Source organism: Sphingomonas sp. GW821-FHT10F09 (genome assembly GCF_058809195.1).
In genome coordinates this window covers 111,030-137,101 of record NZ_JBXASI010000002.1, presented here as the reverse complement: position 1 = coordinate 137,101, position 26,072 = coordinate 111,030, and the positions used below count along the sequence as shown (strand labels likewise).

The 26,072-nt window shown below is 66.4% G+C and carries 28 protein-coding genes; 1 reads left to right on the top strand and 27 read right to left on the bottom strand.

Going from position 1 to position 26,072, the window contains the following annotated elements; all coding sequences use genetic code 11:
* The first annotated feature begins 119 nt into the window (after nucleotides 1-119).
* Nucleotides 120-374 (top strand): hypothetical protein, encoded by a 255-nt coding sequence (locus AC1RTO_RS08695; protein WP_493160482.1) that lies wholly within the window; start codon nucleotides 120-122, stop codon nucleotides 372-374.
* Nucleotides 375-393: 19 nt separating this feature from the next.
* Here the strand turns inward: AC1RTO_RS08695 and AC1RTO_RS08690 are convergent, their stop codons facing one another.
* From AC1RTO_RS08690 to AC1RTO_RS08560, 27 genes are all read right to left on the bottom strand, one after another.
* Nucleotides 394-1,629, bottom strand: coding sequence for a phage fiber-tail adaptor protein (locus AC1RTO_RS08690; RefSeq protein ID WP_493160481.1), 1,236 nt, complete (start codon nucleotides 1,627-1,629; stop codon nucleotides 394-396).
* 3 nt (nucleotides 1,630-1,632) lie between these two features.
* Nucleotides 1,633-2,334: a hypothetical protein gene (locus tag AC1RTO_RS08685; protein ID WP_493160480.1), complete on the bottom strand. Its 702-nt coding sequence runs from the start codon at nucleotides 2,332-2,334 to the stop codon at nucleotides 1,633-1,635.
* A gap of 14 nt (nucleotides 2,335-2,348) precedes the next feature.
* Complete coding sequence (locus AC1RTO_RS08680) at nucleotides 2,349-2,756, bottom strand: hypothetical protein (RefSeq protein ID WP_493160479.1); 408 nt, start codon at nucleotides 2,754-2,756, stop codon at nucleotides 2,349-2,351.
* Between the two features lie 99 nt (nucleotides 2,757-2,855).
* The gene (locus AC1RTO_RS08675) at nucleotides 2,856-3,170 is read right to left on the bottom strand and encodes a hypothetical protein (protein WP_493160478.1); all 315 of its coding nucleotides are present in this window, start codon (nucleotides 3,168-3,170) and stop codon (nucleotides 2,856-2,858) included.
* A 29-nt stretch (nucleotides 3,171-3,199) separates the two neighbouring features.
* On the bottom strand, nucleotides 3,200-3,727 hold the full coding sequence (locus AC1RTO_RS08670) for a lysozyme (RefSeq protein WP_493160477.1): 528 nt from the start codon (nucleotides 3,725-3,727) through the stop codon (nucleotides 3,200-3,202).
* A gap of 764 nt (nucleotides 3,728-4,491) precedes the next feature.
* Nucleotides 4,492-4,902 carry a hypothetical protein gene (locus AC1RTO_RS08665; RefSeq protein WP_493160476.1) on the bottom strand — a complete coding sequence of 137 codons (411 nt, stop codon included), beginning with the start codon at nucleotides 4,900-4,902 and terminating at the stop codon, nucleotides 4,492-4,494.
* On the bottom strand, nucleotides 4,902-5,441 hold the full coding sequence (locus AC1RTO_RS08660; protein WP_493160475.1) for a hypothetical protein: 540 nt from the start codon (nucleotides 5,439-5,441) through the stop codon (nucleotides 4,902-4,904). The genes AC1RTO_RS08665 and AC1RTO_RS08660 overlap by 1 nt, the downstream gene beginning before the upstream one ends.
* Before the next feature lie 67 nt (nucleotides 5,442-5,508).
* A complete protein-coding gene (locus AC1RTO_RS08655; RefSeq protein WP_493160474.1) occupies nucleotides 5,509-7,767 on the bottom strand; it encodes a hypothetical protein in 2,259 nt (752 codons plus the stop codon).
* A 364-nt stretch (nucleotides 7,768-8,131) separates the two neighbouring features.
* Nucleotides 8,132-10,432 carry a Hint domain-containing protein gene (locus AC1RTO_RS08650; RefSeq protein ID WP_493160473.1) on the bottom strand — a complete coding sequence of 767 codons (2,301 nt, stop codon included), beginning with the start codon at nucleotides 10,430-10,432 and terminating at the stop codon, nucleotides 8,132-8,134.
* A 4-nt stretch (nucleotides 10,433-10,436) separates the two neighbouring features.
* Nucleotides 10,437-10,856: a DUF6950 family protein gene (locus tag AC1RTO_RS08645; protein ID WP_493160472.1), complete on the bottom strand. Its 420-nt coding sequence runs from the start codon at nucleotides 10,854-10,856 to the stop codon at nucleotides 10,437-10,439.
* A complete protein-coding gene (locus AC1RTO_RS08640; RefSeq protein ID WP_493160471.1) occupies nucleotides 10,853-11,497 on the bottom strand; it encodes a hypothetical protein in 645 nt (214 codons plus the stop codon). Before AC1RTO_RS08640 ends, AC1RTO_RS08645 begins: the two co-directional genes overlap by 4 nt.
* Nucleotides 11,494-12,006: a hypothetical protein gene (locus AC1RTO_RS08635; protein WP_493160470.1), complete on the bottom strand. Its 513-nt coding sequence runs from the start codon at nucleotides 12,004-12,006 to the stop codon at nucleotides 11,494-11,496. The genes AC1RTO_RS08640 and AC1RTO_RS08635 overlap by 4 nt, the downstream gene beginning before the upstream one ends.
* Before the next feature lie 74 nt (nucleotides 12,007-12,080).
* On the bottom strand, nucleotides 12,081-14,801 hold the full coding sequence (locus tag AC1RTO_RS08630; protein WP_493160469.1) for a phage tail length tape measure family protein: 2,721 nt from the start codon (nucleotides 14,799-14,801) through the stop codon (nucleotides 12,081-12,083).
* A complete protein-coding gene (locus AC1RTO_RS08625) occupies nucleotides 14,779-14,922 on the bottom strand; it encodes a DUF7697 family protein (RefSeq protein ID WP_493160468.1) in 144 nt (47 codons plus the stop codon). The genes AC1RTO_RS08630 and AC1RTO_RS08625 overlap by 23 nt, the downstream gene beginning before the upstream one ends.
* A 32-nt stretch (nucleotides 14,923-14,954) precedes the next feature.
* Entirely contained in the window at nucleotides 14,955-15,509 is a 555-nt protein-coding gene (locus tag AC1RTO_RS08620; RefSeq protein ID WP_493160467.1) for a hypothetical protein, read from the bottom strand.
* On the bottom strand, nucleotides 15,509-16,474 hold the full coding sequence (locus AC1RTO_RS08615) for a phage tail tube protein (protein ID WP_493160466.1): 966 nt from the start codon (nucleotides 16,472-16,474) through the stop codon (nucleotides 15,509-15,511). The genes AC1RTO_RS08620 and AC1RTO_RS08615 overlap by 1 nt, the downstream gene beginning before the upstream one ends.
* Nucleotides 16,475-16,488: 14 nt before the next feature.
* On the bottom strand, nucleotides 16,489-16,929 hold the full coding sequence (locus AC1RTO_RS08610) for a hypothetical protein (protein WP_493160465.1): 441 nt from the start codon (nucleotides 16,927-16,929) through the stop codon (nucleotides 16,489-16,491).
* A complete protein-coding gene (locus tag AC1RTO_RS08605; protein ID WP_493160464.1) occupies nucleotides 16,926-17,591 on the bottom strand; it encodes a DUF6441 family protein in 666 nt (221 codons plus the stop codon). Before AC1RTO_RS08605 ends, AC1RTO_RS08610 begins: the two co-directional genes overlap by 4 nt.
* Complete coding sequence (locus tag AC1RTO_RS08600; RefSeq protein WP_493160463.1) at nucleotides 17,581-17,925, bottom strand: head-tail joining protein; 345 nt, start codon at nucleotides 17,923-17,925, stop codon at nucleotides 17,581-17,583. Before AC1RTO_RS08600 ends, AC1RTO_RS08605 begins: the two co-directional genes overlap by 11 nt.
* Before the next feature lies 1 nt (nucleotide 17,926).
* Nucleotides 17,927-18,265: a DUF2190 family protein gene (locus AC1RTO_RS08595; protein WP_493160462.1), complete on the bottom strand. Its 339-nt coding sequence runs from the start codon at nucleotides 18,263-18,265 to the stop codon at nucleotides 17,927-17,929.
* A gap of 6 nt (nucleotides 18,266-18,271) precedes the next feature.
* Nucleotides 18,272-18,565, bottom strand: coding sequence for a hypothetical protein (locus tag AC1RTO_RS08590; protein WP_493160461.1), 294 nt, complete (start codon nucleotides 18,563-18,565; stop codon nucleotides 18,272-18,274).
* A gap of 71 nt (nucleotides 18,566-18,636) precedes the next feature.
* Nucleotides 18,637-20,835 (bottom strand): ClpP-like prohead protease/major capsid protein fusion protein, encoded by a 2,199-nt coding sequence (locus tag AC1RTO_RS08585; RefSeq protein ID WP_493160460.1) that lies wholly within the window; start codon nucleotides 20,833-20,835, stop codon nucleotides 18,637-18,639.
* Nucleotides 20,832-22,370, bottom strand: coding sequence for a phage portal protein (locus tag AC1RTO_RS08580; protein ID WP_493160459.1), 1,539 nt, complete (start codon nucleotides 22,368-22,370; stop codon nucleotides 20,832-20,834). The genes AC1RTO_RS08585 and AC1RTO_RS08580 overlap by 4 nt, the downstream gene beginning before the upstream one ends.
* Nucleotides 22,371-22,373: 3 nt before the next feature.
* The gene (locus AC1RTO_RS08575) at nucleotides 22,374-22,598 is read right to left on the bottom strand and encodes a phage head-tail joining protein (protein WP_493160458.1); all 225 of its coding nucleotides are present in this window, start codon (nucleotides 22,596-22,598) and stop codon (nucleotides 22,374-22,376) included.
* Between the two features lie 2 nt (nucleotides 22,599-22,600).
* Entirely contained in the window at nucleotides 22,601-24,619 is a 2,019-nt protein-coding gene (locus tag AC1RTO_RS08570; RefSeq protein ID WP_493160828.1) for a phage terminase large subunit family protein, read from the bottom strand.
* Nucleotides 24,620-24,701: 82 nt separating this feature from the next.
* Nucleotides 24,702-25,364, bottom strand: a complete 663-nt coding sequence (locus tag AC1RTO_RS08565; RefSeq protein ID WP_493160457.1) for a hypothetical protein — start codon at nucleotides 25,362-25,364, stop codon at nucleotides 24,702-24,704.
* Between the two features lie 212 nt (nucleotides 25,365-25,576).
* Entirely contained in the window at nucleotides 25,577-25,879 is a 303-nt protein-coding gene (locus tag AC1RTO_RS08560) for a hypothetical protein (RefSeq protein WP_493160456.1), read from the bottom strand.
* Nucleotides 25,880-26,072: the final 193 nt, after the last annotated feature.

Sequence of the window (26,072 nt, the reverse complement as noted above, 5' to 3'; positions counted from 1 at the left end):
TGATCGCCTTCGGCGTTGCACTGATCGTCGCCATCGTGGTCGGGCTACGCTCAATTAGGCGCTAAGCATGCTCTTGCGGACCGCTTGTCCGAATCGTCGATAAGTGCGTAACCTGCCGCATGACGCTCCTCGACCACATTCGTTCGCTCAACCAAGCGGCAGTGATGCCGGTCTCCTTCGGGCTGGGCATGGATAACTCGCCGATCGAGCGGGACATCTCGGCAGGCTACAGCGTGGCGGCGATCGACGAGACGCTTGCGGAGGCGTCGGACACCGACATCGTCGAAGCCTATCACCAGACGGACGGCGCGGAGGGGGATCTGGCAGCTGAGATCCTGCTCGCCGAGGTCAAGCGTCGCAATCTCAACATCTGAGGAGGTCGGCATCGCCTGGTCAGTAGACGACCACCGTCTGCTGCCACGCGAGATCCTCACCGCCTGAGGTCGGCGCTACGAACCGGATCGTCGCGACTTGCCCGGACGTGCCGCCCTTCAGCCAGAACTTCATGATCGGCCCGTCATAAGTGACCCGGTCGACCATGAGCATGGAATCGCTGCTGATCGCGGTGATGGTGTCGACGATCGTCTGTCCGTTGAGATCAGCCGACCAGTCCGCCTGATACTGCCGCTCCTCGGCTGCGTATTTCGTGATGGACGACATGCAGGTGCCTTTGCGGATGAGGAAGGAGCGCTGCCGGCGCGAGATGTTGAAGCGGCGTCGACGCGCGGGGATGACGAACCGGTGACGCAGCGGGATGATGATCGGATCGGTAGGCTCGATGGGATCGTCTTCGACCCTGCCAGCGGCGAGGACCGTGACGGCGCTGATGGTCGTTGCGGCCCACGCCTTGATCGCGAGGCCCGCAGCCCCCTGCCCGGCGATGGGCGCGAGAGAGGCAGCGGAGGTCGATGCGATCGGCAACTGCGCTGCGCCTGACGCGACGACAGCGCCGATGACCAGCGCGGCCGATCCGCGTGCTGATGCTCCGGACGACGAAGCTATTCTGATGGCGTCGAGAGACATCGCCGCCCGCCCGGTGATCGGGATGATCGCGACGGCTGCGACATCAATTCGTGCCAACGTCTGCGCAAAGTAAGCGGCGCCGGGTTCCTGCGTGCCGCCGATCGCGGCAAGCGTGATTGATCCCAGCGTGGGCGCGGACGAAGCGGTGATATCTGCTCGTGCAGCCGCGGTCGTGGTCACCGGCGCGAGGGCGATCGACGACGCGCCGGCAAGAGCGGCGCGCGCCCAGGATACGACGGCGATCACACCGATATCAGCCGCCGCGTAGCCGGCGATCTGCGAAACCGCAGACGCCTGCGCGGTGACTGGGTCCAGTTGGACCGCCGCCTGGGCGATCGCCGTAAGGCCGCCGGCTCCACTCGCTGTGACGTTGCCGAGCGATACCTGCGAGGTGCCAATGATCGGCAAGCTGGCCGCACTCGCCGCGGCGATCGGCTGCAGCGCCAGCGATGCGGAGGCCGCGACCAGCAGCGCCGCCGCAGCGCCGACCCCGATACTTCCCAGCGTGGCTGCAACCGCCGCGACCGGACCGGTCGGAGTGGGGGTAGCAATTTCCGCCCGGCCGCCGCCGACCGGTGCGCCGCCTACAGGATAGCCGCCGACCATCGCCTACATCTGCCGGAAGATTACGAGGTCGAGCGCCTTTATGTTCGGCGGGGTTCCGCTGCCGATATAGTAGAACGCCTCGAGCGTCTGACCCTTCTCGAAATAGGCCACCCGCCGATAGGTCGTTCCCTGCCGCTGCAGGTTGCCGCCCCACCAGCTGAAGGAAGGCGTGTCCCCGCGCGTCGTGCCCACACCGGTGCCGAACGACAGCGTCCGAATGTCGCCGTCGTTGAGCCGGAACTTGAACAGGATGTCGTAGATCCCGTCCTGCGGCACGGTATAGACCGAGGTCGACAGGTTGAACCCGGCGTGCGTGTCGGTCACCAGGGTGTTGAGCATGGCGCGAGCGAACGAGTTGCCCGTCGCCGCAACCTCGCCGTCGAAGGTGGCCTCGAAGAACGGCCAATCCGCTACGTTGTCCCGCGACAGGAAGTGGACACCCACCGTGGCAGAACCGGACAGGTTCAGTTTACCGCCGGTGGAGCTGCTGTCCACGATCGTGCGAGTGAGGGTGTTCGCCGCCTTGGCGAAGGTGCCGATACCGGCTTCCCACGCCACCCCATCCTCAATGACATACGAGACAACCCGATCAGCGGCATAGGCGCTGTCGAATGCCTGCCACCCGGCCACGGCCGCGCCGAGCGCGATCGTGCCGGTCCCGGTGGTGGCGGTGGTCGCTTTGACCCTGTCGGCAAGACCCGGCATTCGACGGCCCTCCCTCAGGCGTTCGCAGCGGTGATCGTGAAGCTGTCGATGCTGAACTTCTGCCCCGCGGCGAAATTCGTGTTGTCGACCGTCATGTCGCCGCCACCGTTGGTCACCGTAATCGTGCCTTGCAGATGGCAGGTCGTCCCGTCAGCCGCATAAATGCGGAAGTGGCCGGCGGTGCCATTGGCGTCGGCGGCATCGTCCGCCCACGTGCCCTGCTTGGCTTTCACCCCGCCGGCCGCCGGCGCCATCCAATCGGCGGGCAGCGCAACGGTAGCTAGGACGGTGCCGCTATCGGCTGCCGAAGGGCTAGCCGGCGCCGCACCGGTGCGGACCTTCAGGATCGCCGAAGCGCCGGCCGCGGCCTCGATGGCATCGAGCAGCGCGTTGCGCACCGCTGTGGAAAACTGGATCGTCATGTCGGGTCCTTCAGAAGATGAGGAGGAAGACCGCGACCCAAAGGGCGGCGGCAAGGATGAGGGCGAGCAGCAGGCCGCCCGGCGGGGAAAGGTCGCGCATCAGCTTCCAGCCGCCGTCTCGACGACAGCCACCGCCGCCTCCGCTTGCCGGAGCGCCGCGACCTGCTCCGCTGCCGTCGTCGCGGCCCGAGCCGCCAGCAGCGCGCGGTCCGCCAGCACCAGCGCCAGCCGCACGCGCGCGGCCCGCTCCGGCGACAGGAACGGCAGCACGACCTCCGCGGTGTGCGCGATGCGGTCATAGGCGGCCTGCGCCCGCTCTACCCGCGGCGCGATCTGGGCCGCGGTCGGCATGGTCGCGCAGCTGGCAAGCGTCATCGACGCCGCGGCGAGCGCGGCGATCAGCATTCTCTTCATCGTGGTATTCCCCTTTCCGGGTATTGAAGTCAGCGAACGTCGCCGAGCGTGAGGCGGGTGACTTCGGCCATGTTGCCGCGATAGAGCGCAGCCTCGGCTGCACGGCGCCGGACGAGGCCGGCGGACACCTTGCCGCCCGCCTTATTCCAGCTGGCGAAGGCGAGCGCTGCGGCGTCGTATTTGCCGGCGACGTGGAGCTTGAAGACCTGCGACTGGCGGAAGCCCTGCTTCATGCCAGAGAGCCAGACCCGCGGGCCGGTGCCGATGTTGTAGGCGAGCGCCACCATCGCGCCGAACTGGCCGGCAGTGGTCGGCGCCTCGCCGATCGCCGCGTCAACGACGCCGGCGAAGTCGCGCGCCAGCAGCTGCGCGAACATCTCGTCGGCCTGCACCTGCGTGATGCGATCGCCCAGCTTCACCTTCCGGCCGTCGGGATAGTAGGTCATCCCCCAGCCAATGGTCGGCCGGTCGGCCGGGCAGAGGTACGCCACCAAGCGGCACTCCTCAAAGTGATGCATGAGGGCGAGCGCCTTCGGGCCCACCTTTCGGTCGGTCATTGTCGATCCTTTCGGTGGATTTTCGATGTGGCGGGCGGCAACCAGAGGGCGGCCGCGATAGTCATCCTGTTCCCGCGGCCCGCGCCCTGCCAAACCCGTCCGTCGAGAGGCTTCGGTGGGGCGCGTCAGCCCTCTTGCATTGCGATTCGTTTCAGGATTTCATGCCGTCGGCTGCTTGAGGGTGATGCCTCGCCCGCGTCCTGCTGCCCGCGCCCCGCCTCGTCACTGCGGGACCCTCCTTGGGCGGGGCGCGTCAGCCGCATTATCGGCCTTCCATGACGCTCACCGGTCGTTGCAACCTCCCGGTAAGCGTCACCCCGCAGCCTCCGGCCGCAGATTGCCAGCGCGCCGTTTTCGAGTCAGTCTCGCTGTCAGATCGCAGCATGGGGACGCTCGCGATCCGGCATCCCGGCGTCGCTCTCCACTCCTGCGCCGGGATGCCGTCTTCATCTGACGTTCATAATAGATAGGTCATAGATGCTGTCGCTGTGGTCGACCCCCAAGTGGACATGGCGTTTGAGGACCCCGTTGCAGCGCCTGGCTCGCAGCGGGGTCTTTTTTATTCTCCAGCCTTATCCCCGCTGCCCGGCAGCAGCGCGATCGGAGAGGCCGACGCCTAAAGCGCCGACGCTTATCCGTCGTCATAGATGAGCCTTCCTGTTGATGGGCGGATGCGTTTTTGCGAAGAGCGCCTTGATCGCGCCGGGGAGCTTCATGCGGCCGCGATTCGGCGCCGGTCGGACGGGACTTCCGGCCGGCGCCGTTCAGCCGACCTTGTCGATCTCGCGAAGTGTGGCGGTCATTTCGGGCGGCACGGCAGGCTTGCCGGGCATTACCGCGTCGAGCGCGTCGATGGCGCTCTGCCCGCGGCGCTTGAAGAAGCTGATGATGCCGGCGCCGACGCCTCCGGCCGCGCCACCGGTGCCGAGGGCAGCGAATAGGTCGACCTGATGTTCGGCGATCCAGACAGCGGTGACGAGCATGGCGAGGCCGGTGACAATTCCGTCAAGCAGCCAGCGCTTGGGGCCGGGGGTGTCGAGGGTGATGAACAGCCGGACCATGAGACAGGCGAGCAGCCCGACGATCATGGAACCTGCCGGGAAATGGTAGCCGAGGAAGGACCAGACGACCGGGACGGTGACGCCGGGCGCCGCGGAGATGGCCTGCTCCTTCATCAGCGCAGGCCAACGGCCGCGGCTGCCATGAGCAGGCTGACGATCAGGATGTAGACGGGACGACGCAGTTGGGGCCAGCGGCTGTACATGTCGACCGGCAGCGGCGCCTTCCGCAGCTGAAACTCGAGCATCGGCTCAGCGAGCACGTGCAGCGTCATCCACAGGAAGCCGCAACCGACCGATACAGGGTCGAGCCAGCGCTTGGCCTCCGCTACGCGCTCAATCGTTCGCGCGTTGCCAGATGACCATGACCACAGGCTGACTGCCTCCGCGCCGCCCCGCGTCGCGACAGCGCAGCCGGCGAGCAGGATGACGAAACGATAGATCGACACGGGGTCGGTCGGGTGGTCATCGTATCGCGCCGCCCAGATCCTGCGAACCTGCTTTCCAGCCATCATGATCCCGAGGCACATAGCCGCGGTCATGACGAACAGGTTCCAGGCGAGGAGGCCGGGATTGTCGGCAAGGCTGGGCGGCGCCAGCGCCGTCGTCGCTTTCATCGCCTCACCGATGTAGTTGCTAGTGGCTGTCGCGTTCATGCGTCAGATCCTCCCGCGACCGTTTGGGCCGCGAAGCTGGAACTATTCATAGGATACTCCCGGCAGATCAGGCCATGACCGCGGCACTGCGCAGCATATCGAGCAGTGCGTTGAACGCCGCAGGCGTTACCGTATCGCCTGCGGGCGCCACGGGGGGCTCCACCGCATCGATCGACAGATAGTCAAGGTCGATATTTCCGTTGGCCGCACCAGCGTTGTAGATGAGATAGACCAAGCGGTCGCCGACCGCCCAGTTGCGCAGGTCTATGGCGAACCGGTCGACGTTGAACGCGGCACCGGTGCCGTAGGTCAGGGGATGCGCCTCGGTCGCGACGGTTCCGTTCGCCCGAATCCGTTTGATAAGCACCACCCAGCCCCCGGAGGCTGACACCTTCGTTCGGGTCGTGATGGCCAACCAGGATGGCGGAAGGTCGCGCCCGATGACCCTTTCGGCGGACAGGCCGCCGTTCATCACCGCCGCTATACGGATCGTCCAGCCGGTGCTGGCGGTCGCGTCGGGCATCATGCCGGCGATCCCCGCGCTCGCCTCCGTCCCCTCGTTGTTCTGCCAGCCCCAATTCAGCGCCGACAGCACCTGTTGCTTGGGGGCAAGGATACCGCCCGCGCCGCGCGCCATCGCCACGAATTGACTGGGGCGGCTGTCCGGCATCGCGTCGAGGTCGTCGTTGATGAGCCGGGGATGGTCGCCAATGATCGCGCGGGCGTTGTGCGACATGCCGGATGCACGAAGACGATAGTCGGACTGGTTGCCGCCAAAATTCCACGATGCAGGCGCCTCATAGGTCGGCTGCCAACTCGCCATATACTTGCGGACGTGCGGATCGTGGATCTTCACCTCGCGCGCAAACGGGGCCGCCACCCAGAACTTGCAGGCGAACTGCGGCCCTTGGACGACGGTGCCGTGACCATTCAGGTAATAGGCGCCCATGGCATTGGGCGAGGCGTTCTCGAAGCTGTTGTTCAGGAAGGTCGTGCGGTTACCGCTGTCGTAGATTGCGAACTGCGGGACCGAGGACTGCTCGCTCGTGTTTCCGAGGAACTTGGCATCGACCGTATTGTCGTTCGTAAAGGTCCCGCTCGCCTCGAGCCGGATATGCTGTCCGTTCAATTCGCAGCGCATGCCGATCTTGTTGTTGTCGCAGCCCTTGAACCAGACCGCGTGGCGCCAGCCGCGCGCATAGCAATCGGTGCCGATCGCCGAATTCATCACCTTGGCGCCGCGGATACCGTCGCCAGTCTGGGCCGCGCCGCCATGTGCGCCGTAGAAGCGGCAGCGCTTCCACTCGATCAGCTCGGCATAGCTATAGGCAGAGGTGTCAGAAACTACACCATGCCCCGCGGTGTTATTGAAATCGAACGCCGATGCCTTGGGATCGTCGCAGATGAAGACGAGGTCTTCCCACGTCCACCAGCCACTGCTGCCACCGCCTGGCACGATATTCCAGAGCGCCTTGTCACCGGTGTAGCGCAGGCGCACACCCGGGCCGAATTCGCCGTTCGGGTCGCCCCGCGCTTCCCCGATGAAGCGCATGCCGGGCGAGAGGTCGCCGTCGACAATTGAACCGTCGAAGCGGCCTTGGCCGGTCGAGCCCCATGGGAACAGGATCGAGCGGACTCGCAGTCGCTTTGCTGCGGCGATGCAATCGAGGAGGGCTTGCCTGTTGTTGCTGCCGACAGCTCCGGTGTCGTCACCACGATAGCCGAAGAAGGCCGCGTTGAAGGTGACTTCGGCCAGCTGCCAGCGCTGGCCGGTGTCGGTCGACGTGAAGGTGCCAGGCAGACCCGCCGCTACAGCCGCGCTGTCGACCCGCTCGTACCGAGCGCCGCCGCGATCACCGGGCGCAGAGTGGGAACTCGTCTGCACCAGCGCCGCGCCCGCGCCGATCGCGAGCGCCGAGGCGGACGACAGCGGCCCGATCGCCATGACGTTGCCGCCGGAGCTGCCTTTCAGCCCGCGCCCGACGCCCCATCCCGCCGACGTCTTCGGCCCGTAGAATACCGGGTTGAGCCAGTCGGTGATGTCGTAATAGGCGCTGCCGACGATGCCGATGTTCGCGGCCGGGGCACCGGTTCCCATCAGCGGCTTCACTGCGTCGCGCGCGTCCTGCGCCTGCTTGACCAGCGGCGCGAGGAGATCGGCGCCGTCGATCGTGACGACGATGTCGTTCTCGCCGAACTCCAGCGTGGCACCAATGCGCATGCCGCTGACGCCCGCGCCGGCAGCACGGCTATAGCCGAATGGCCGGTTGAGCGGCGCATCGTCGGCGCCGGTGACCCCGGCGCCGACCGACACCTCGCCGCCCATCAGCACGCGCTCGTCGTTGCCCAGCGTCCCGATCAGGTCGTAGGCGAGTGCCGTCGCATCGCCGAGCTCGCCCGAGTAGGGCAGCGACTTCATCGTCGTCTTGTTGACGCGAATCTGCACGACACTGACCGGATACCCGTCGGTCACCTCGACCGAGAGCAGCTTCAGCCCCTCCGCGTAGGTGTAGTTGACCGTCTGGAGGTCGACGAGCGGGGCTCCCGGCGTGTCCGGGGCAAGGCGCCACTGCATCCGCAGCGACACGCCGGTCAGGTCGAGCCCGCGGAACGTGATCTTCCGGACACATGGCGTGTAACGGTCCGCCGCGAGGGCGACCCGTGCTGCATAGGACATCGATTTCTCCGACCTAGTTAGACGGCAGCGTGCCGTCTTCCGGCTGCTGTTGCTTGATGTTGTGGCTCAGAATGCCGTTCGAGACGTAGGTGTGAGCGCCCGTCACGGTGATCTTGACGATCGCCAGCTTCCCCTCGACGCGCGCAGCGCCCGGCAAGTCGCGGATCATCACCCATTCGCCGATGTAGACCCGGTGATCGCCGGTCGCGCGCAGCATCTTGCCGGCGATCGTCGCCTTCCAGACGTCATTGCTGTCGACGATTTCGATCGCCTCGACGGGATAGAAGCCCCAGCCCAGGGTTTCTTCGTGCCGTGTCCAGACGCGATCGCCGACGACGATCTCGCCTGCCGGCTTCTCGGTCATGTCGGCCATCAGGATCGGCGTGTCGACCGTCGGGCAGCTGCCGCCCGGCGGGGTTGCACCACCACCGCTGGTTGGAGGCGAGCCAGCTGTCGGGATGATCGCGTAACCGAGATAGTGCCGGCCGGGATGGTCGGGTGACGCTCGTGCGGCGATATCGTCCTGATCCAGAACGTACGCAACGGCGCCACCGAGCCGATCGGGATCATCGTAGCCGATCGCCCGGAAGCTGCCCGCCGCAAGTCCGCTGGCAATGGTCATGCCGACCACCAAGACGTCAGGATGTCCGTCGTTGTAGCGTCGCACGTGGTCGCTGATAGTAATTGCCCCATCCGAGGCGGCGGTGATCGTCAGGTTGATGGGGAAGGACGTGGCTATTGCGAGTTGCAACGCCGAGGTGTTCTCAATCGGATAGCTTGGCGGCACCGAAAGGTCAGGGGTCGGCGGTGCCTTGCCGGTTTTGCCGAGGCAGAACGCGTGCTTCGAATGCGTCTCCGAACGGCAGGTGAGCGTCACCGCCATCGTGCTTCCCTCGATCTCCCGATTGCGCACCACAACGTCACGAGCGACGAGCGCCGCTTCCGGAATGTCGACCGTCAGGCAGTCGCCCGGCCGATATCCGATCGCATAGACCTTGCAGGGCAATACGATGCCGTCGAGCTCGCGGCCATTGAACATCGTGTAGAGGCCCAGCTGCGCGCCCTGGTCGACCTGCTGCACCAGCGGAAAGCTGATCTCGGTCGGCCGGCTGCCGCCATCGGCGCTCACATAGTCGGGGATCTCGATCGCATCGAGCGGGACCTCTTCCCACCCGTGGGTCTCGAGCCGGACGCGCGGGATGACGGTGTTGCGGCGCTGCCGACGTGAGGCCGTGCCCGGAACGTCCACGTCGCCCATGATGTCGTTCATGGTGATCGTCCCGATCGATACGCGGGGCGCGTTGAAGCTGCACGACAGCTGCGCGCCGACCGGGAACACCTCGCCGCCGCCCGCTTGGGCGATCATCTTCAGAATGTCCCAACTGTTGTCGCTGGTCGTGTAGACGATCCCGCCGACCTTCCAGTCGTTGGCGTCGCAGACGTTGGCCCAGTCCACGAAAGGTGCGAGATCGATACCGTCGACGTCCAGCCCGCCGCCGGCGACGAGAACGCCATTCTGGATATGGCCATACGCCCAGGTCAGCGCATGAAGCGCGGGGCGCTCCGACCAGACATAGGTTGCTGGCTGACCCAGACGGCAGGCGCCAGAGCCGCCAGGATAGGTGCTGTCGAGGCGGGGATCGTAGACATAGACACCCTCGACCACGCGCCCGCGCTGCGGAACGCCGTTCGGATAGACCTTGCCCTTCTCGTCGAATTTCAGCGTCCAGAGATCCGCGGCAAGGCCGGACAGCTTCGAATTGCCGGTCCAGCCCAAGAAGCTGCCTTGCGGTCCGGCCATTGCGCGCGATTCCGGGCAGGCGCCCAGTTGTTGGTCGAGCCACATGAAACCGGCGTAGCTCCCGCCGACCGCTGTCCCGTTCAGGCTGACGCCGACCTTGTTGATTAGCAGCGGCCCCAGACTGCGGACCGGGCCAATGCTGTGCACCGTCACCCAGCTTTCGAGGCTGTTCTTACTCCCGTAGTATTGACGATGCACGACGTTGCCGCCGCTATATGTCCGGCCGATCGCAATCGGCAGGCCGGCGTCCTTGTCGATCTTGAACTGTGTCGCGCTGCCGCCGATGCTACCCTTCGGTGTCGCAAGGCCCGAGACAAGCGAAAGCCCGGCACCCACCGCGCCAGCGATTGCACCCACAGACGCGAAGGTGGCTGCCGAAACACCGAGGAACGTTGCGGTCGAAGCGCCTGCTGCGACCGAGCCGAGCAGGCCAGCGCTGACCGCGGCTCCGACGCCCGTTGAAGCAAGTGCAACTGCACCGACGACAAAAGCTGCGGTGCGAAGCGCCTTCACTTGATCAGACCCTCCATGCCGCGATGAAGTCGACCGGTTGCAGCACCTCGGCCGAACCAGCGTCCTCATGGAATCCAAGCACCCGGCCATTGCCGACCGCGATCGTCAGAGCACCGTCGAGCGGTGCCTCGCCGGGGATCATGATGATGTCAGCTACGCGCGCAGCCGCAGGCGCAATGCGCTCCAGCCCGAGCGCGTCCAGCGCCCCGCCGAGACTGTCATGCCCCGCGCGCTTGAGCGCCCGCATCGCGCCCGCGCCGGTAGTGTAGCTGCCAGCCTTCCCCAATTGCGGGCGATGGCCCATCTTTCGCAACACGAATGCGGCCATGCGGACGCAGTCGTTCTTGCCCAACTGCCAAGGTTGCCCCTTGAAGCGGTCGACCGCCGCCTGTGCCGCCTGCTGGCGCCGGATCATCTCGATCATAGCCCCATGGCTCCCAGGAACGATGCACGCGTGCTGCCGCTGATCACGGACACCGCCGAGGGGGGCTTCTCCACACCCCAGTAGCTGGTGCGTTCAATGCCCGTCATGTTGGCGAGACCTTCTTCGCCGGGCCATACCAGCCGATGCCAAGCGTCGGACAGGCGCGCGCCGATCTCCTGATCGTGGAACGGCTCGAGCGCCGAGGTGCAGCGCCATTCGACCGTTCGCGTTCCCTTGCCGACGCGGAGCCGCGGCACATCGAGTTCACCGGCGAACAGCTGCAATGGATCAGGGATGATCCGCCCGGTCGCGCGATCGACGACGGCGAGCCAGCCCCGCACCTTGCCGCCCTGCGCTGTGGCGGAAGCGAGCGCCGCCGCGGCGACGCTGCTTGGTGGCACGAAGGTCAGATCCCAGTCAGGGGCCTCGTCGCCGACGCCGTCTTTCAGCGTTCCCGCCGCTACCAGCGAGCCGAACATATCGTCGCCGCCGGTAAAGAGCTTGTCACCCCACGGCACCTCACCGGCACCAACGAGGTGGCGCATGGTGTAGCCGGGCAGGACCACCTCGACCAGCGGGGCAAGCGGGTGCTGGCCGGACCGGAGTGCGGCAGATGCCTGGGGGCTGAGCCGAAAGGTCATTTCCGCTCCTGGATCATGAAGGCTATCGGCTTGGTGCGGTTGCGCTCGAATCCTGCGCCCCTGTCGAAGCCGACCAGCTGGCCTTCGATCATCGGGTCATCGAAATGGCAGACGTCGCCATCGGTGGTGACGAAGCGAAGCATGGGCCAGATCGGCAACGCCACCTTGCCGTCCGCGCCCGCCATCGCCCGCCCGCGCACCATGTGGACATAGTGAACGCCGCCATGGACGATGCTGAAGAATCGTCGCACGAACTCGGTCTGCCGATAGGCGCCGCGCAGCAGGATCGTCGATCCGGTCTGACCGGCGCCGTCGGCGACGATCCCGCTGCCGATGGACCGCGGCGCGTTCGGCAGGCGAAGCTGCATCCGGGCATCCGCGGTCGTCGCCTCCATCAGCAGGCCGATCATGTCACGACTTTCGGCATCCTGACGCAGCTGCGTCGTGCTCACGTCGACGGCGAAGCGATCGCCCATCCGCGAGATTTGTAAATCCTCGCCGCCGAGCACGCCCTCCTGATTGGACGAGAATAGCCGGGGCCGGATCGTCAGGTCGGCGATCCGGGTCCACGGGATGAAGACGCTCAACGGAAGCGCCCGAGCCGGCGCGCCGCGGTGCGCGTGCCTTCCGCCTGGCTCATCGCCGCGCCGCCAGCCGCCCCTTGGGTGGCAGCGACGCCCATGCCTTCGGTGACCCATCCCCGAACCGTATCGGCCAGCACCGCGTCGTTGGCGTAGATAGTCACGCTGTTGCCCCCGCCACGATTGTCATTGGCGAACATGCGACGAGTCTCAGCCGCGGTGCTGACACGCGAGCCGCGGGGAAGGCTCACCATCTCCTTGCCGTGCTCGCCGACCAGCGTCATTCCGCCCGACCAATATTCGGTCCCGGCCGCGTTCTTCCCGAACAGCTTGCCGACGTTGCTGATCGCCGAGGTGAGGGTCGGCAGCTTGCTGTCGCCGTTGATGAGGTTCCGGATCGGGTTGAGCAGGGCGAGCTTGATGAACTCGCTCTTCAGGCTGCCGAGGATCGTACGCCCCGCATTGCCCCAGCTTGACCAGGTGTCAGGGCTGAGGACCGTGTCGACGAACTCGATGCCGTAGCCGCGCAGTTCGTCCATCGACGCAGTGATCTTGTCCATCTCCGCATCGAACGCTTCTGCCGCCGAGATCGAGGCTGCATTCCGGCCGGCGCCGCCCAGCGCCTCCGCAAGCGGGTCTTCCGAGCCGAACAGCGTCTGGAACGTCTTGAGGCTGGCCTCGGCTGCGCGCTTCTGTTCGGCCTGATAGGCCGCCATGCGGTAGCCGCCGGCCTGGTCGATCGTCAGCTTGCCGCCCTTCACCAGTGCATCGATCTTGGCGAGGGTGGCGGCATAGTCGTCCGCCGCAGCGCGGGCCGGGTCATAGGCGGCGACAACGTCGCGCAGATCGTTTTCCAGTTCGCGCTCAGCTGCCGCCGCCTCGCGGACCTTCTTGGCGGCATCCTGGCGGTCCGCAGCAGCCTGCCGCGCCGCATCGCCGGTCTTCCGGAATGCGATATGGTAGTGGCTGCCCTCGTCGAGCGCCTCGGAGAGCTTGACGCCCGCCTGCCGATACGCGGCGATGATCTTGGCGAGCGTCACTCCGCCGGACTTGGCGATGTCGAGCGCCTGGCCGGTCTCGTGGTTGCTGGTGCCGGGCTTGGCCGCCAGCGCCGCCCACGGGCCGCTCCCGTTCTTGTATGCGACATACTTGTCATAGAGGCGCTGCTGCTCTTCGCGCGACCGGCGCTCGCTGGTGACGCGGCCACCGATGCTCTCGGCGATCTGGCGTGCCTCGGCCAGGCTGACGTTGCGGCCGATCTGGTTCGCCGTCTGCGTCGACGCGCGCTGCTTGTCCTGCTCCGCCTTCACCGCGGCCGCACGGTTGCGCTCGATGCTGCCAAGCTCGGCCTCAAGCGACGCGCGCGTATCGCGGCCGCTCTTCGCCGCCGCCCGCGCCGCGGCCGTCGCAGCGTCGGCCTTCTGCTTATAGGCGTAGTTGTTCCGCTCGATCGGATCCGCCTCGCGCCTCGCCGTCTCGACCGCGAGGTCGACGCCGGTGCCGAGCAGGTTGCGCCTCGCCTGGTCGATCAGCTTCTTCTGTTCGACGAGACGCCGGGTCAGGTCGTTGACGTTCGCGACGTCGCGACCACGCGCAACGCCGGCGCCTTGGTCGGCGTCGTACTGGACATTTTGTTCAGACGCCTTCTGCTGCGCAATCGCCTTTTCGAGCAGCGCGGCCGTCACCTGTCGGGTGCTCAACTCGGTCGCCAGATTGGCCTTGGCCAGGTCGTAGGCGCGCTGGGTGGCGTTCTTTTCGCTGTCCGCCGCCTTGTCGAGCGCTGCCGCCTGATCCCGGATCGATGCAGCGACCCCGTCGGCCGACTTCTCGTAGATTGCCTTGGCGCGGGCGGCGTTTTCGGTCTCGCGGGCGTCCTTCTTGAGCTTGTCGACGGCCTCGTCGAGGGCGTTTCCGAAGTCGAACATGCCCTTCGTCAACGGACCGAGCACCAGCATAGCCCCGGTCAGCGCGAGCCCCCACGGCCCGATCATGAACCGGGCAACGGCCCCGGCCTTGCCCTCGATGTTTGCAAACTGCCCCGCCAGCTGGCCGCCCTGGATGGCGACGACCTGCATGACGTTCGCGCCCATGCTCAGCTGCGTGAACGTGTCCTGCACCTGATAGGAGGCGCCTTGCATCGCCGACCGGAGTGCGCCGGCAGAGTTGGCGCCGCGCGCGTTCGCGATGGTCACCGAGTTGAGCTCGCCGATCAGCTGGCGCTCGACCTGCGCATATCGCTCGGCGCTGAGCGCGCCGGCGTCGAGCAGCCCCTTGGCGGTCCGCATCTCGCGGTCGAAACGCTGTTGAGCGGCGAAGACCGGATCGATTGCGGCGACGAGGGCGTCCGCGCGCTGTTCCATCTTGCGGTAGGCGGCTTCGAACACCTCGGCGCTGGACGCCGCCGACTTGCCGACATTGTCGTTCACGCCGGCGAAGGCGTCGAGCCTCATCGGGTTGAGGTTCGGCGCGAGCAGCGCACCTTTCGTCTGCGCTCGCTCGTACCGGGTGCGTGCCGCTTCCATGTCGCGCAGGGCTGATTCCTCGGCGCGCTGCCAACGCTTCGCCTGCGCCTCTGCGGCGTCGCCGACCTTGGTGAACGACGCGGTCCCGGTCGCGGCGACATCGGCGAAGTCGGATTTGACTTGCGCCTTGCCAGTGGTGCCGAGGCGGATGTTTACGGAACGTGGCATTCCATCCTCCTCAGTCGTCACCGTCAGGGGCAAGGGCGGCAATGATCGCGGCCTGGGCGGCTGGCATCACGTCGGCGAGCATCTCGGCGTCGGCGCCGAGCGCCGCGCCCATCGTCATCACCGCGCCGAAGTCGAGAGCGAACGGATGCCCCATGCCGCCGACCCGCAGCTGTCGGTCACACGCGTTCAGGACGTCCCAGACGACCTCCGCGGCTTCGTCTTCCGGGGCTTCGATCCGGTACGGGCACTCGCCGCACCGGCCTTTCGCGTCCGATTGGCACGAGAGGGCGCAGTATCGCCCTCCGCGATCGCCGCCGCCCCAGTGCCATTCGGAGAGACGGCGGAGCCGTTTTTTACCCGCTCCCGTGCCGCGAACGGCACGACATAGGCAGCGTCGAACGCTTCGAAGGTCAGCGGATCGGCAAGGATCATCGCCTTGTTCTCGTCGGTGCAGGCGAGAGGCTCGCCATCGCCCGCATCGTCACCGTCCGCCATCAGGCAGACGTCCTTCCAATCGATGATGCCCTGCATCAGAAGCGCGTGGCTGAGGGCGTCCCCAAGGTCGGCCAGCTGCTCTTCGGCCGGCGCGGCGTCTTCACCCTCGTGCTCGTCGCGACCGAGTGATGCCAGAGCGGCCCGCCGCGCCCGGCGAAGCGCCTGCCGATCAATGGGGGCGAACAGAACCTGCGCTCCCATGACCGTCTTCCATTCCGGCCCGGCCGGTCGGCGAGCAACCAGCATCAGTAGGTCGCGACGTCGGTGGTGAGGGCGGCGCGCATGCTGAACCCGCCAGCGCCGCGAGCGGCCTGCCAGGCGAACTCTGCCTGGATGCCAGCCGGCCCGGTGATCGGACGCTTGGGCTTCGGCAGAAACACGCGCGGCACGGTGAAGACCAGCGCGAAGTCGCCGAAGGTCCAGCCGAACGAGAGGTCGACCGGCTCGCTGCCGGTGGCAGAGTCGAGCAGGCTGAGATCGGCGAACCGGACGGTGATCGATCCGCTCGACTGCGCCATACCAGGGTCGCTGTCCTCGATCCGGCCATCCGCCTGGATGGTTTCGACCTTCTCGAGGTTGTTGGAGAACGTCAGGTCGGCGCCAACCACGCTGCCGAGCGCCTGGCCACCCTTGTTGACGTAGCCGGTCGCCTGCGGGAAGCGCGCCGTTTCCAGCGCTGCCGGGTTGACGGGGCCGGCGCTGGCATTCGCCGCGTCGGTTTCGCCGATGCAGATGAGGCTGCACGTCGCGTTGAGAAGCCCGGACCGCGACAACGCGATGCGCAGCTGGTTGCCGCGGGCGCCGCGGTTGACGCTGAACGCAGGGACCTCGGGCGAGCCGACCTCGATCGACATCGACGGCAGTACCTGCGCACCGGAGGTGAAGGTGTGCGTGTAGCCGACGTCGGCATTGCCGGTGGTGGTCGGGTCACCGAAGAACAGCTTGAGCCAGCGGCCGAAGTTCCGGGCGTCGACGGGCACGACGATGTCACCGTCATTCGTCGCGACGTCCGGGGTCGGGTCCGACATCTCACGGCCCTGGCCGAGCAGGTCGCTTTCGATGAGCGGACGCTCTTCGCCCAGGCTGTGGCTGACGATCGGCAGGCTGAACCAGCCGCCATTCGTTGCAGGAACGGCGCCGGGCGTGGTCTCGAACGCGCCGATGATGCGCGCGTTCGATCCGCGCGCCCGCTTGGTGGGCGTGAGGGCCATGGGGCTGTCTCCGATCAGGTAAGGGGTGAGGCGGTGGTGTAGCTGGCGATGATCAGCAGGTCGGCGCCGCGCAGCGGGGTGGCGCCCTCGGCGAATATGTCTTCGGTCCCCGCCGCCATCGCGTCGAGATAGGTGCAAAGGCCGCCCAGGAACCGGTCGGCGACGATGGCGGCATCGATCGCCATCAGCATGTCGTCGAGCGCTTCTTCGGAAGTCCGGCCGGCGTTTTTGTAGGCGGCGACCTCGATCGGGATGCGATGCTCGTAATTGTAGCGCAGCGGCGAGAGGTCCATCTCAGCCTCGCCGGGATCGCCGGTGCGCAGGATCACGCGCCCGCCATCCGGCACCCGGGCCGGGGCGACCTCCTCTCCGTCCAGCCCCAGCACCTGCGCGCCAGGCAGCGCGGTTTCGATCAGGCGCTTGATCTGTTTCAGAACGTCGAGGCGATGGCTCACAGCGCGGCAAGCCTGCTGCTCAGCCGTGATTCGAAGTTCGTCGCCCACTGCGCCGCGACGCCTTCGATGTCGAGGAGACGGGGCAGCGCGACCGTGCGGCGCAGCACGAACATCAGCACCGGTTCTGCCTTGCGACCGGCAGCAACGCGGCGCTTCGTCGCGCTCCTGACCGCTCGGCCGTTTCGCGCCCGGACGACATCGATGAAGGCGAGCAAGGTGCCGTTTCTGCCGCGCCGAATCTGGAAGTCGCTGTTGAACATGTTCTCGACCTCCTCCGGCGACATAGCGCCGCCCTTGATCACCCGACCGCGCACATTGACGCGACCGCGGGCACGGGGGACGTTCTTGGTGGGGATCCAGAGATACTTGGCGCCGCCCATAGGTCGGATGACGGCACCGCGGTTGAAGCTGTCGACGATGTCCGGGGCGTTCGACCAGATATAGCCCGACGGGGTCATGCTGCGCCGCTGCTCGGGGAAAACGCGGTCGCGCCAGGTGTTCGCCAGCCGCTGGCCAAGGCCGTTGGACGTCACCTGCCTGCGCAGGGTCAGCAACGCCTTGTACGTCGATTCCTTCATCGCCTGGGTAGCGGCACCGGCGACATCGCCTTCAATTTCTTGCATGACGGCCGTGAGACCGTCGAAATCGACATCAACCCGCATAGGGCTCGACGCCGAGCGTCCACGTCAGCCCCTCGACATCGAGACGGGGCTCTTCGCAGATGCTGAACAGGTCGCCGCCGGACACGACGCCGTCGACGAGCGCGCCGCCGATCGCGAGATAGCCGCGGCGATCCGGGTAAGGGACCTCAGACTTGCGGATTTCGATGATGTTGGTGGCCATGATGACCTGCCCATCGCCGAAGCTGGTGAGCGCGTCCGGCTGGCTGCGGATGACCCGCACACCGACCGGTGCACCCCCGGTAGGAACATAGACCGCCGCCGCGGAGCCAGGCGCGTTGAAGAGCGCGTCCAGCGCCGCGGCGAACGGGTCCATCTTACGCCGCGATCTGGCCGGTCAGCAGCACGCGCCCGATGACCGCTGCCGATGCCTGCGCCTGTGCCGCGGCGCCGATCAGAGCATTCGATCCGGCGGTCGTGGTCGCGACGTTGGTCGTCGCGTCCCAATAGACCTTCTGACCGGCGGTCCAAGCCTGACCGCTCGCCTTCGCGACGTCGAACACACCGACGCGCCGACCCTCGACGGGCGCGCCCTGCGCAGCTGCGGCGAGTGCGACCGCCATGATCGCGCCGACCATGAACCCATCGCCGCTGGCGAGGGCGCGCGGCGCGGGGAGGGTGATGGTCTCACCCGGCTGAATGAAATTGCGGGCCATGCTGGCTTACTCCTTCTCGGCCGCGGGCTTACGGCCGGCGGACTTGGCGGGGGCAGGCGGGGCATCCGCCTGGTGGGGGTTCGCCGGCGGGTCGGCGGGGATAGCGCCGCTGGCAGCCGAGATGGGTTCGGGTGTCGCGGCCTTGATCTGCTCGGCGGAAAAGCCGTCGGTGACGTCTTCGGCGGCCTTGTCGTCGACGAGACGATTGGCCTCATCATCGGCAACGGAGATCGCGCCCTCGTGCGGGTGGCGAAGTACACCGCCGACATAAGCGGCGGTCAGTAGCGCAATGAACTTCATCGGAGCTCTCCGGCTTGGAGGCGGGCAGCGCGCCCGCCCGCCTCAGGGTTCAGCAAGGGTGGAGAGGGCGCTCAGCCCGGCGCGCCCGGCTGCTTGTACGCCGAGCGGTAGTTGACCGCGCCGGTGCCGTAGTCGTGGCGGACCTTCCACTCGACACCGTCGACGCGCCAGCCGTCCTGGCTGTCGGTGAACGGCTCGGTGACGCCGTTGAGGAACACGACCTCAAGCGCCGGGGCGGTGCTCGGATCGGCGAACCCGTAATAGGCCGGACCCGTCAGGCGCTGCGTGGCGATAATGTCGCTGAGCAGGCCCTTTACGATGTTGGGCTTCTGGAGCTTGCCGACGGCATCGGGGTCGTATTCGCTGCCGTTGATCGTGATCGCGGCGCCGCGCAGGCTGCGCGGCACGAGCAGGCGATCGAGGCCGATCTCCAGATACTCGTTGCCGCTGATGTCCTTTTGCGCGCCCATCGCCGCATCCATGTCGTCGAACGCCTGCACCGACGGCGCGGCACCGGTCTGGGCGAGGTTGCCGTGGCGTGCGTCGAACAGCGGGATACCGTCGTTCATGACGGGGTTGCTGTTCAGCAGCGCGTAGACGTCGACCTCGATCGTCAGCTTGGCGGCGCGGCCGAGGTCAACGGCGAGGCCGGAGAACACGTCCATGTCGTCGTTCACGATCGCCTGCCGCGACAGGTTGATCATGTTGCCGACCGTCTTGGCGACGATCATCTCGCGGGCGAGATCGGGGATCGGCTTGTTCTTGAACTCGCCGGCCTCATTCACCTGGTCGAGCGCACCGAAGCTGCCGCGCAGGTAGCGCGTATGCGGACGGAAGTCGGTGACGGTGCCGGTGCCGCAGAAGCGGGTCCAGGTGTCCGGCGTGGTGGCATAGGCCGCCTGCAGGATCCGGTGGATTGCATTCTCGAACAGCACCGGGAAGTCGCTGGTCGTCTGCGTGATGACGGCACCCTGCGAGGTCATCGCATGACGGACGATCAGGTCGGGGTCACGCATGCCGCGGGTGTTGGTGCCGCTGTTCTCCAGCGATTCCCGCGCCAGATCGACGTTGCGCATGCCGCGGAACTCGCCGGGGTCGACCTTGACGGTTTCGCCCTTCAGCGCCGCGGCCTTTTCGACGAGGTGCGCGACGCCCGCCTTGACGAGCAGCCAGTTGGTCGCGCCTTCGCGAAACTTGTCGCGCTGGTCGACGGTCACGCGAGCCGGGCTGTTGTGACCGACGTTCGCCGCGTCGCCCTGCTCGGCGAGCTTGTCGAGGATCTTCTCGCGGGCCGTGGCAAGCGAAGTCTCGCTGTTCACCAGACCGTCGATGAAGTCGTTTGCCAAGCCATGCTTGGTGCCCAACGCGCGAATGCCGGCGACGCGGGCGCGCTCGCTGGCGACTGCGTTCTGGACGTCTGCGGTGGTCAGCGCGACGACGGAGGTGTCGGTGGTCACCGCCGGCGAAGCAGCGGTCGCCGCAGCCGCTGCCAAGGCGCCGGTGGCAGGGAGAACGTCACGGGCATCGAGCGCGATCGCGGACTTGGCGATCTTGTCGATCTCTGCCTGCGTGCCGCCGTCCTTCTGGAAGGCAGCGATCGCGGCAACCAGCGCCGCGCGGGTCTTGTAGAGGTCCATGGTTTTCTCCTGTGGACGTTGAGGAGCGGACGCGGCCGCTTTGGGCTTGCCGATCATCGCCATGGCGGAGATGCGCGGGGTTTCCGGGGCCTTGCGGAACCCGAATGCGGTGACGTCGCAGGCCGCGGCGCTGGACGCCTCGGTGACGGACGTGACAAATTTCTGCTCAAGCGCCTGCTCGCTGGTCAGCCAGGTTTCGGCATCCAGCATCGGCACGAGCTCATGGGCGGTGAGGCCGGTCTGACCCGAATAGATGCGGACCAGCTGGTCGCGGATGACATCGAGCTTGTCGGCTGCGGCGCGGAGCTCGCGGGCGTCGCCGATCGCGACATCCCACGGATTGTGAATCATCATCAGGGCGTTGTCGGCCATGATGATCTCGTCGCCGGCCATGGCGATCACGGACGCCATCGAGGCGGCGAGGCCGTCGATGTAGATGGTGACCTTGCGGCCCGCTGCCTTTGCGCCGATCAGCGCGTTGAAGATCGCCAGACCTTCCATGACGTAGCCGCCCGGCGAGTTGATGCGGACGGTGAGGTCGTCATCGCCGCCGGCGATCAGGCCGAAGAGGGTCTTGGCGTCGAGGCCATCCCACTCATCGCCCACGATGCCGTAGATGAGGATGTCGGTCATGCATTCGCCTTTCGGGTTGCGTCGGCGATCGCGTCCGCCGTCTGCTCCGCGGGGTTGCCGACCGCAGTGACGCGGCGCGGATCGCTGTCGAAGATCAGGCCGAGCGCATCGAGCTTCTCAAAATCGGCCTTGGCCTCGGCCAGGAAGGTGTCAGGATCCTCGCCGCGCTCGCGCGCCCACTGCGACAGCGTCTTGCCGCCGGCACGGATCGCGTCGCGACTGGCCTTCACCTCGTCCGACGGGTTGATCATCTCGCGACCGGGCGGGGTCCAGCGGACGGTAACGCCGGTGACGTCCTCCCCGGTCATCGCCAGCGCGTCGAGCATCCATTGCCCGACAGCGCCGCAGAACTGCGGAATGAACATGGTCCACTGCCAAGTCGCCAGCGACCGCTGGTATTCGAGCCAGCCCATCCGGCCGGACGAGAAGTTGACGTTCGACAGGTCGCCGGTCAGCGCCTCGTATGGAGTGCCCAGCCCCGCCGCGACCGCGCGAAGCGAGACCTTCGTGTAATCGGCATAGCCCTCGGTTGCGGGCGGGTTGGAGAAGGTTACCTCCTCGCCGGGGCGTGCGTACTGAAACGTGCCGGGCTCGATGTAGTCGAGCGGCTCCCGACCATCGGCGATCTCGCCGTCTTCGGTCTGGATGCCGGGGATCGCGCCACCGTCATCCTCGCCCGTGACGACGCCGACGAACGCGTTGGCCAACTTCTGCCGAGTGAGCGTCGCGTCTTCGAAGTCGGCGAAATCCTTCATGCGCAGCACGATCGGCGCCAGCCAGGTCGCGCCGTGCTCCATCTCCGGCCGGTCGGCGCGGAAAACGTGAGCGACGTCGGCCGCCGGGATCAGTGTCGATCCGAGCGACGACGTGCGGCCCGCGCCGGGGTGGCCGTTGTAGAGCCAGTAGCCCTCTCGCGCGCCGATCGGGCTGAATTGAACGCCGTTGACGATGAAGCCGCCGTTGACGCCGGGTGCGCTGGCGAGCGGGCCATGCTTCGACGGGTCGATATAGTCCGGCTCCAGTACCTGAAGCTGCACCGGCAGGGGTAGCCCGTCCGAAGATCGGCGCCACCGCCGGCGCATAACGACCGCGCCGCTCTCCACGATGGTGCGTGCGGCCTGCAACTGGAGGCCGTACAGATCGTGCCGCCCGCCGCTGTCGCACGCCTTAGTGTCGAAGTGCGCGCGGGCCTTCTTGTTCAGCGCGTCGTCGATTTTGCCATCACGGTAAACCTGAAACGTGATGCCGGTGCCGACCATGTTGTTGGCGATGGTCGCCACGCCGCGGGCGGCGAAGGGGTTGTTGCGGACCAGGTCGCGGGCGATCCCGCGAAGGGCTGCCATGACGGCCGGGGTGAGCTCGCCATTCGCGTCCCGTTGCGTTCGACGCCAGCCGGCAGCGCGCCGCCCGAAGGTGGCACCGTCGTATTCGGCGCGCGGGCCACCGCGGGCGATCCGCTGCCGCACCGGCGATGATTGTCGCGGTGCAGCGCCCGGCCGCCCGAGCAGCCGGTCGAGGAAGGTGCGTTCGGCCACTTTTTACAGGCCGCTGCGATAGTAGGGGATGCGGTGCCGCACGATCCCACCGAGCGCCCGCGTCTGCATTTTCAGCTGCGCGTCGACGACCTTGATCGCCGCCGAGACGGCATCGACCGATTGGAACGTCGTCTCGCGGCCATCGGCAAACCGGACCTTCTGCGGTCCGGTCGCAACGGCGAGCAACGTTGCATGCAGCTTGTCGAGGTCGGTTTGCTGATACGCCATGCCTACCTCCTTCGATTGCTGGTGAACGGGTTGACCTTTGCGCGTTTCGCGCGGGGCTTTTCGTCGGCAACCTTGTCTGCCGTGGTTGCCAGCCATTCCGGCTTTGCCTTCGCTGCGCGCTCGTCGGCCTTCTGCTTGGCCATGGCGCGAGCAATGTCGGGATCTGTTGATGTGGCATCGACGACCATGTTCAGCTTCATCCCCAGCTGGATGAGACCTGCGAGCGCGGCCATCGCGTTCACTCGGCAGTCCGTCGCTTCGTTGGCCTTGCCCTTCGGGCAGTCCCAGACCTGAAATACGCGGCCGCTGGCGACCTTCGGGATGAGGCGCTCTGCCGTCAGCTGTTCGTACCAGGCGAGTTCCCGCTTGCTACTGAAGTGCATATAGCCGGGGCCTGGATCAGTGAATGACAGGCGGGCGCGCAGTGTGTCCTTCGCCGAATTGACGCCGATGATGATCGGCTTGAACGTTGCCCGGTTTCGATTGCTCGGCCGCGTTGTAGGCCACAGGGGTGAGCGTTTGCCGGTTCGATCCGAAGCGCCCTTCGTCGCCCAGACCTTGCGGCCGAGGCGAGCCTTGGAGAAATTATAGACTTCCTGCGCCCGGTGACCGCCGGAATCGATGCACGCTGCCTCGACCGCAAACTGACGACCGTCGGCGCGGCTGAAGGTGCGAAGCAGCTGTCGGTCGACCTCGTCCCACGTCGCCTTTTTCGACGTGTCGCCTTCAACGATGACGTAGAGCAGCGACCAGCTTTCTTCGTTCCTGCCCCAGCCTACGAACTCGAGCTCGACCCGGTCATCCTGTGTGTCGCCGCCTACGGTGATCACGCCGACGCCGTCGGGCACCTCCGCTGCCCAGATCTCGGCGCGGGCCGCGAGCATCTCCGCGACCACTTCTTTCGAATTCGACCGCTTGTGCGGCTTACCCAACTGGGTGTTGTCAAACTTGACGCGCTTGTCGGGATCGTTCTTGCTCGACAGCCACTTCGCCGCGATCTTGGGTGGCGCATCGCGGGGCCAGGGGCTGAACACCTTGCCGGCCGTGAAGCTGGCGTGCTCGTTGGACACCGGCCAAGTTCCACAGTCCGTGCAGCGCGCCCGGTAAACCGCGTGCCGCGGACCTTCCCACCAGTCCCATATCGCCGCGACCGCGGCCGCGCCGCCTTCGGCTTTCCAAGCTGTGGCGTATGCAGTCAGCGGGTCATGATGCTTGTCGCAGCAGCGGAATCGCTTGGTCTGGTGCCACCGGATGGTGCCGAGCGCGGTGAGCCGCTGCCCCTCATTCCAGCCGACGCCGCACCCTTCGCAATAGACCTGCGCAGTTCGAGGGTGGTGCGCGATGACGTTGCCGTCCTCGCCGAGATCCTTTTTCCACTCGACGTGGCGGAAGAAATCAAGAAACTGCCGGTGACCACATTCCGGACAGGCAACCGATGCCTGCCGCTGATCGCCCTCCAGGTAGCTGCTCTCGATCAGGCTTTCGCCCTCGATCGTCGGTGAACAGGCTCGTACCGACAGTGCGCCGACATATGTCGCCATGCGCTCGTCGGCGAGGCCGATGGGATCACCCTCGCGGGTGATCGGATACTTGTCCGTCTCGTCGCAGAACACGCGTTTGACAGGCCGTCGTGCCAGATTGTCCGGACTGCCTGCCCCAGCGAGAGCGAGGAAGCCCCCCGGGAAAGCCTTGTAGAGAAGCGTCTCTTCGACGCTGCGGGTCTTCTTGGTGCCGATCAGCCGACGCAACACCGGCGTCGCGCGGATGAGCGGGGTGATCCGCTCCTTCGAAAACTGCTCGGCCGCCGCCTCTTTCGGCTGAACGATCAGCATCGGCGCCGGGTCGAGGTGGACGAAGAAGCCGACTGCGTTCTCAATCAGCGCCGTCTTCATCAACTGGGTGCAGACCATCGCGGTGATGGTCTCAACGCCAAGCTCCGTCACCGCCAGCATCGGCCCGCGGGCGATTTCGACGGTCCTTGTCGACCAGTCGCCCGAGGTTGAACCTGCCTCGGGTGCCAGTTTACGATATCGGTCAGCCCACTCCGGTACGCTGATGCGTGGCGGTGGGGTCAGTCCCCGCCGCCACGCACGCTCTAGCCGTTCATCCTTGCTCTGCGCCGGCGAAGTCGGCTTCGGGCTCGCCGAGGGAGGCGAGGTGCTGTTGGACATGGTCGTTGAGCGCCTCCAGCAACGGCTCGACTGCAATGCCCAGCGATGCGGCGATCAGCGGCGCGACGCGCGAGGGCCAATTCAGCCAAGCGTCACGCAGTGATCGGGCGAGGTTGAACAGCAGCGTGTCGGCAACCTCGAGATCGACGACATCGCCCGCCTCCCGCCGGGCCGCCAACAAGGCCCGCACGGCCAGTCCGTTTTCCTTGACCCGTTCGGCGTCACCGGTGAGCACGAAGCGACCGGCGAGCACTTCGGCGATGAAATCCTCATCGGCGAGGTCCGCCGGATCGATCGGCGCCGCTGCGCCTGCCTGGCCACGCCGCCGGGGTGTTTCCACCTGAGCGGGTCGGGTGGAAACCTTCCGTGCAGACGGGGTGGAAACAGGCGGGGTGTTTCCACTCTGGGTTTCCACCTCAGACGCCTCGCGATTACGCTTGCGCCAGCCGCTGCCGGCGAGACTGGAATCGATTAGGCCAGCCTCAGAAACTGGCAGCTTTCCTTGCTTTACGGCCTTGGCGACCAGCGTGTGACTGCATCCGTCGAGCTTCGCGAATTGGCGAATCGACACCGGCCCTGCATGGGGTGGCGGCATAAGTGGCAACCCCTTTCACGATCTATAGCTGGGGGAGCCAAACGCCTTTGCCCCCCGTACTGCTTGGATGCCCCGGAAGGACCCGACCGATTCGGACCCTTATCGGTCCGATCCGGTCTGACCGGCATCGCCGCACCCTGAAAAAATGGCCTCAGGTGCGACGGTTAGCCGGAATCCGTGCAATACTCGGAGCGAGCGGATGGCCGCGGTGCTTAGCCCTTCTTGTCGGACGCCCTGCGCCCGGTAGCGCGCTCGGCCGCAATGAACTCGGACGACCGAAGGTTGATGCGATCATACAGCTCGAGGAGAGCATTGACCTCTTCGACGACGGTTTCCTGCTCGCGTCGCCAACGGTCGCTTGCATCCGCTGTCGGCACACCGTGTTGCCCATCGTGGACAGTGTAGCCCTGATCGAGCAACCAGAGGGAATCCTGTGCTCGCGAGCGTTGTCGCCTGAGGTGGTACACCCACTGTTCTATGACCCCTGACGGGACCAGCCGCTCGATCTCACCCATAATCAGCGGCGTAAGCGGTGGATCAGCCGAACGCCAGCTTCATCAGGTAGAGGCGTTCCATACCGCAGGACAATCGCCCGAGACATGTGGTCTCTGCGTTGGGGACGAGGGCGGCTCGGAGCCTGTCCTATTAGCTCGTCACGGGCTGCTTGAGCAGCGATACCCGAAGGATCTGTTCACCGTTTACCCCATG

Bases quoted from the DNA above. Each gene is read 5' to 3' on its own strand.
- AC1RTO_RS08695 (WP_493160482.1), top strand. From the start codon at position 120: ATGACGCTCCTCGACCACATTCGTTCGCTCAACCAAGCGGCAGTGATG.
- AC1RTO_RS08690 (WP_493160481.1), bottom strand. From the start codon at position 1,629: ATGGTCGGCGGCTATCCTGTAGGCGGCGCACCGGTCGGCGGCGGCCGG.
- AC1RTO_RS08685 (WP_493160480.1), bottom strand. From the start codon at position 2,334: ATGCCGGGTCTTGCCGACAGGGTCAAAGCGACCACCGCCACCACCGGG.
- AC1RTO_RS08680 (WP_493160479.1), bottom strand. From the start codon at position 2,756: ATGACGATCCAGTTTTCCACAGCGGTGCGCAACGCGCTGCTCGATGCC.
- AC1RTO_RS08675 (WP_493160478.1), bottom strand. From the start codon at position 3,170: ATGAAGAGAATGCTGATCGCCGCGCTCGCCGCGGCGTCGATGACGCTT.
- AC1RTO_RS08670 (WP_493160477.1), bottom strand. From the start codon at position 3,727: ATGACCGACCGAAAGGTGGGCCCGAAGGCGCTCGCCCTCATGCATCAC.
- AC1RTO_RS08665 (WP_493160476.1), bottom strand. From the start codon at position 4,902: ATGAAGGAGCAGGCCATCTCCGCGGCGCCCGGCGTCACCGTCCCGGTC.
- AC1RTO_RS08660 (WP_493160475.1), bottom strand. From the start codon at position 5,441: ATGAACGCGACAGCCACTAGCAACTACATCGGTGAGGCGATGAAAGCG.
- AC1RTO_RS08655 (WP_493160474.1), bottom strand. From the start codon at position 7,767: ATGGGCGGCGAGGTGTCGGTCGGCGCCGGGGTCACCGGCGCCGACGAT.
- AC1RTO_RS08645 (WP_493160472.1), bottom strand. From the start codon at position 10,856: ATGATCGAGATGATCCGGCGCCAGCAGGCGGCACAGGCGGCGGTCGAC.
- AC1RTO_RS08640 (WP_493160471.1), bottom strand. From the start codon at position 11,497: ATGACCTTTCGGCTCAGCCCCCAGGCATCTGCCGCACTCCGGTCCGGC.
- AC1RTO_RS08625 (WP_493160468.1), bottom strand. From the start codon at position 14,922: ATGGGGCATCCGTTCGCTCTCGACTTCGGCGCGGTGATGACGATGGGC.
- AC1RTO_RS08620 (WP_493160467.1), bottom strand. From the start codon at position 15,509: ATGCTGGTTGCTCGCCGACCGGCCGGGCCGGAATGGAAGACGGTCATG.
- AC1RTO_RS08615 (WP_493160466.1), bottom strand. From the start codon at position 16,474: ATGGCCCTCACGCCCACCAAGCGGGCGCGCGGATCGAACGCGCGCATC.
- AC1RTO_RS08605 (WP_493160464.1), bottom strand. From the start codon at position 17,591: ATGCGGGTTGATGTCGATTTCGACGGTCTCACGGCCGTCATGCAAGAA.
- AC1RTO_RS08600 (WP_493160463.1), bottom strand. From the start codon at position 17,925: ATGGACCCGTTCGCCGCGGCGCTGGACGCGCTCTTCAACGCGCCTGGC.
- AC1RTO_RS08595 (WP_493160462.1), bottom strand. From the start codon at position 18,265: ATGGCCCGCAATTTCATTCAGCCGGGTGAGACCATCACCCTCCCCGCG.
- AC1RTO_RS08590 (WP_493160461.1), bottom strand. From the start codon at position 18,565: ATGAAGTTCATTGCGCTACTGACCGCCGCTTATGTCGGCGGTGTACTT.
- AC1RTO_RS08585 (WP_493160460.1), bottom strand. From the start codon at position 20,835: ATGACCGACATCCTCATCTACGGCATCGTGGGCGATGAGTGGGATGGC.
- AC1RTO_RS08575 (WP_493160458.1), bottom strand. From the start codon at position 22,598: ATGGCGTATCAGCAAACCGACCTCGACAAGCTGCATGCAACGTTGCTC.
- AC1RTO_RS08565 (WP_493160457.1), bottom strand. From the start codon at position 25,364: ATGCCGCCACCCCATGCAGGGCCGGTGTCGATTCGCCAATTCGCGAAG.
- AC1RTO_RS08560 (WP_493160456.1), bottom strand. From the start codon at position 25,879: ATGGGTGAGATCGAGCGGCTGGTCCCGTCAGGGGTCATAGAACAGTGG.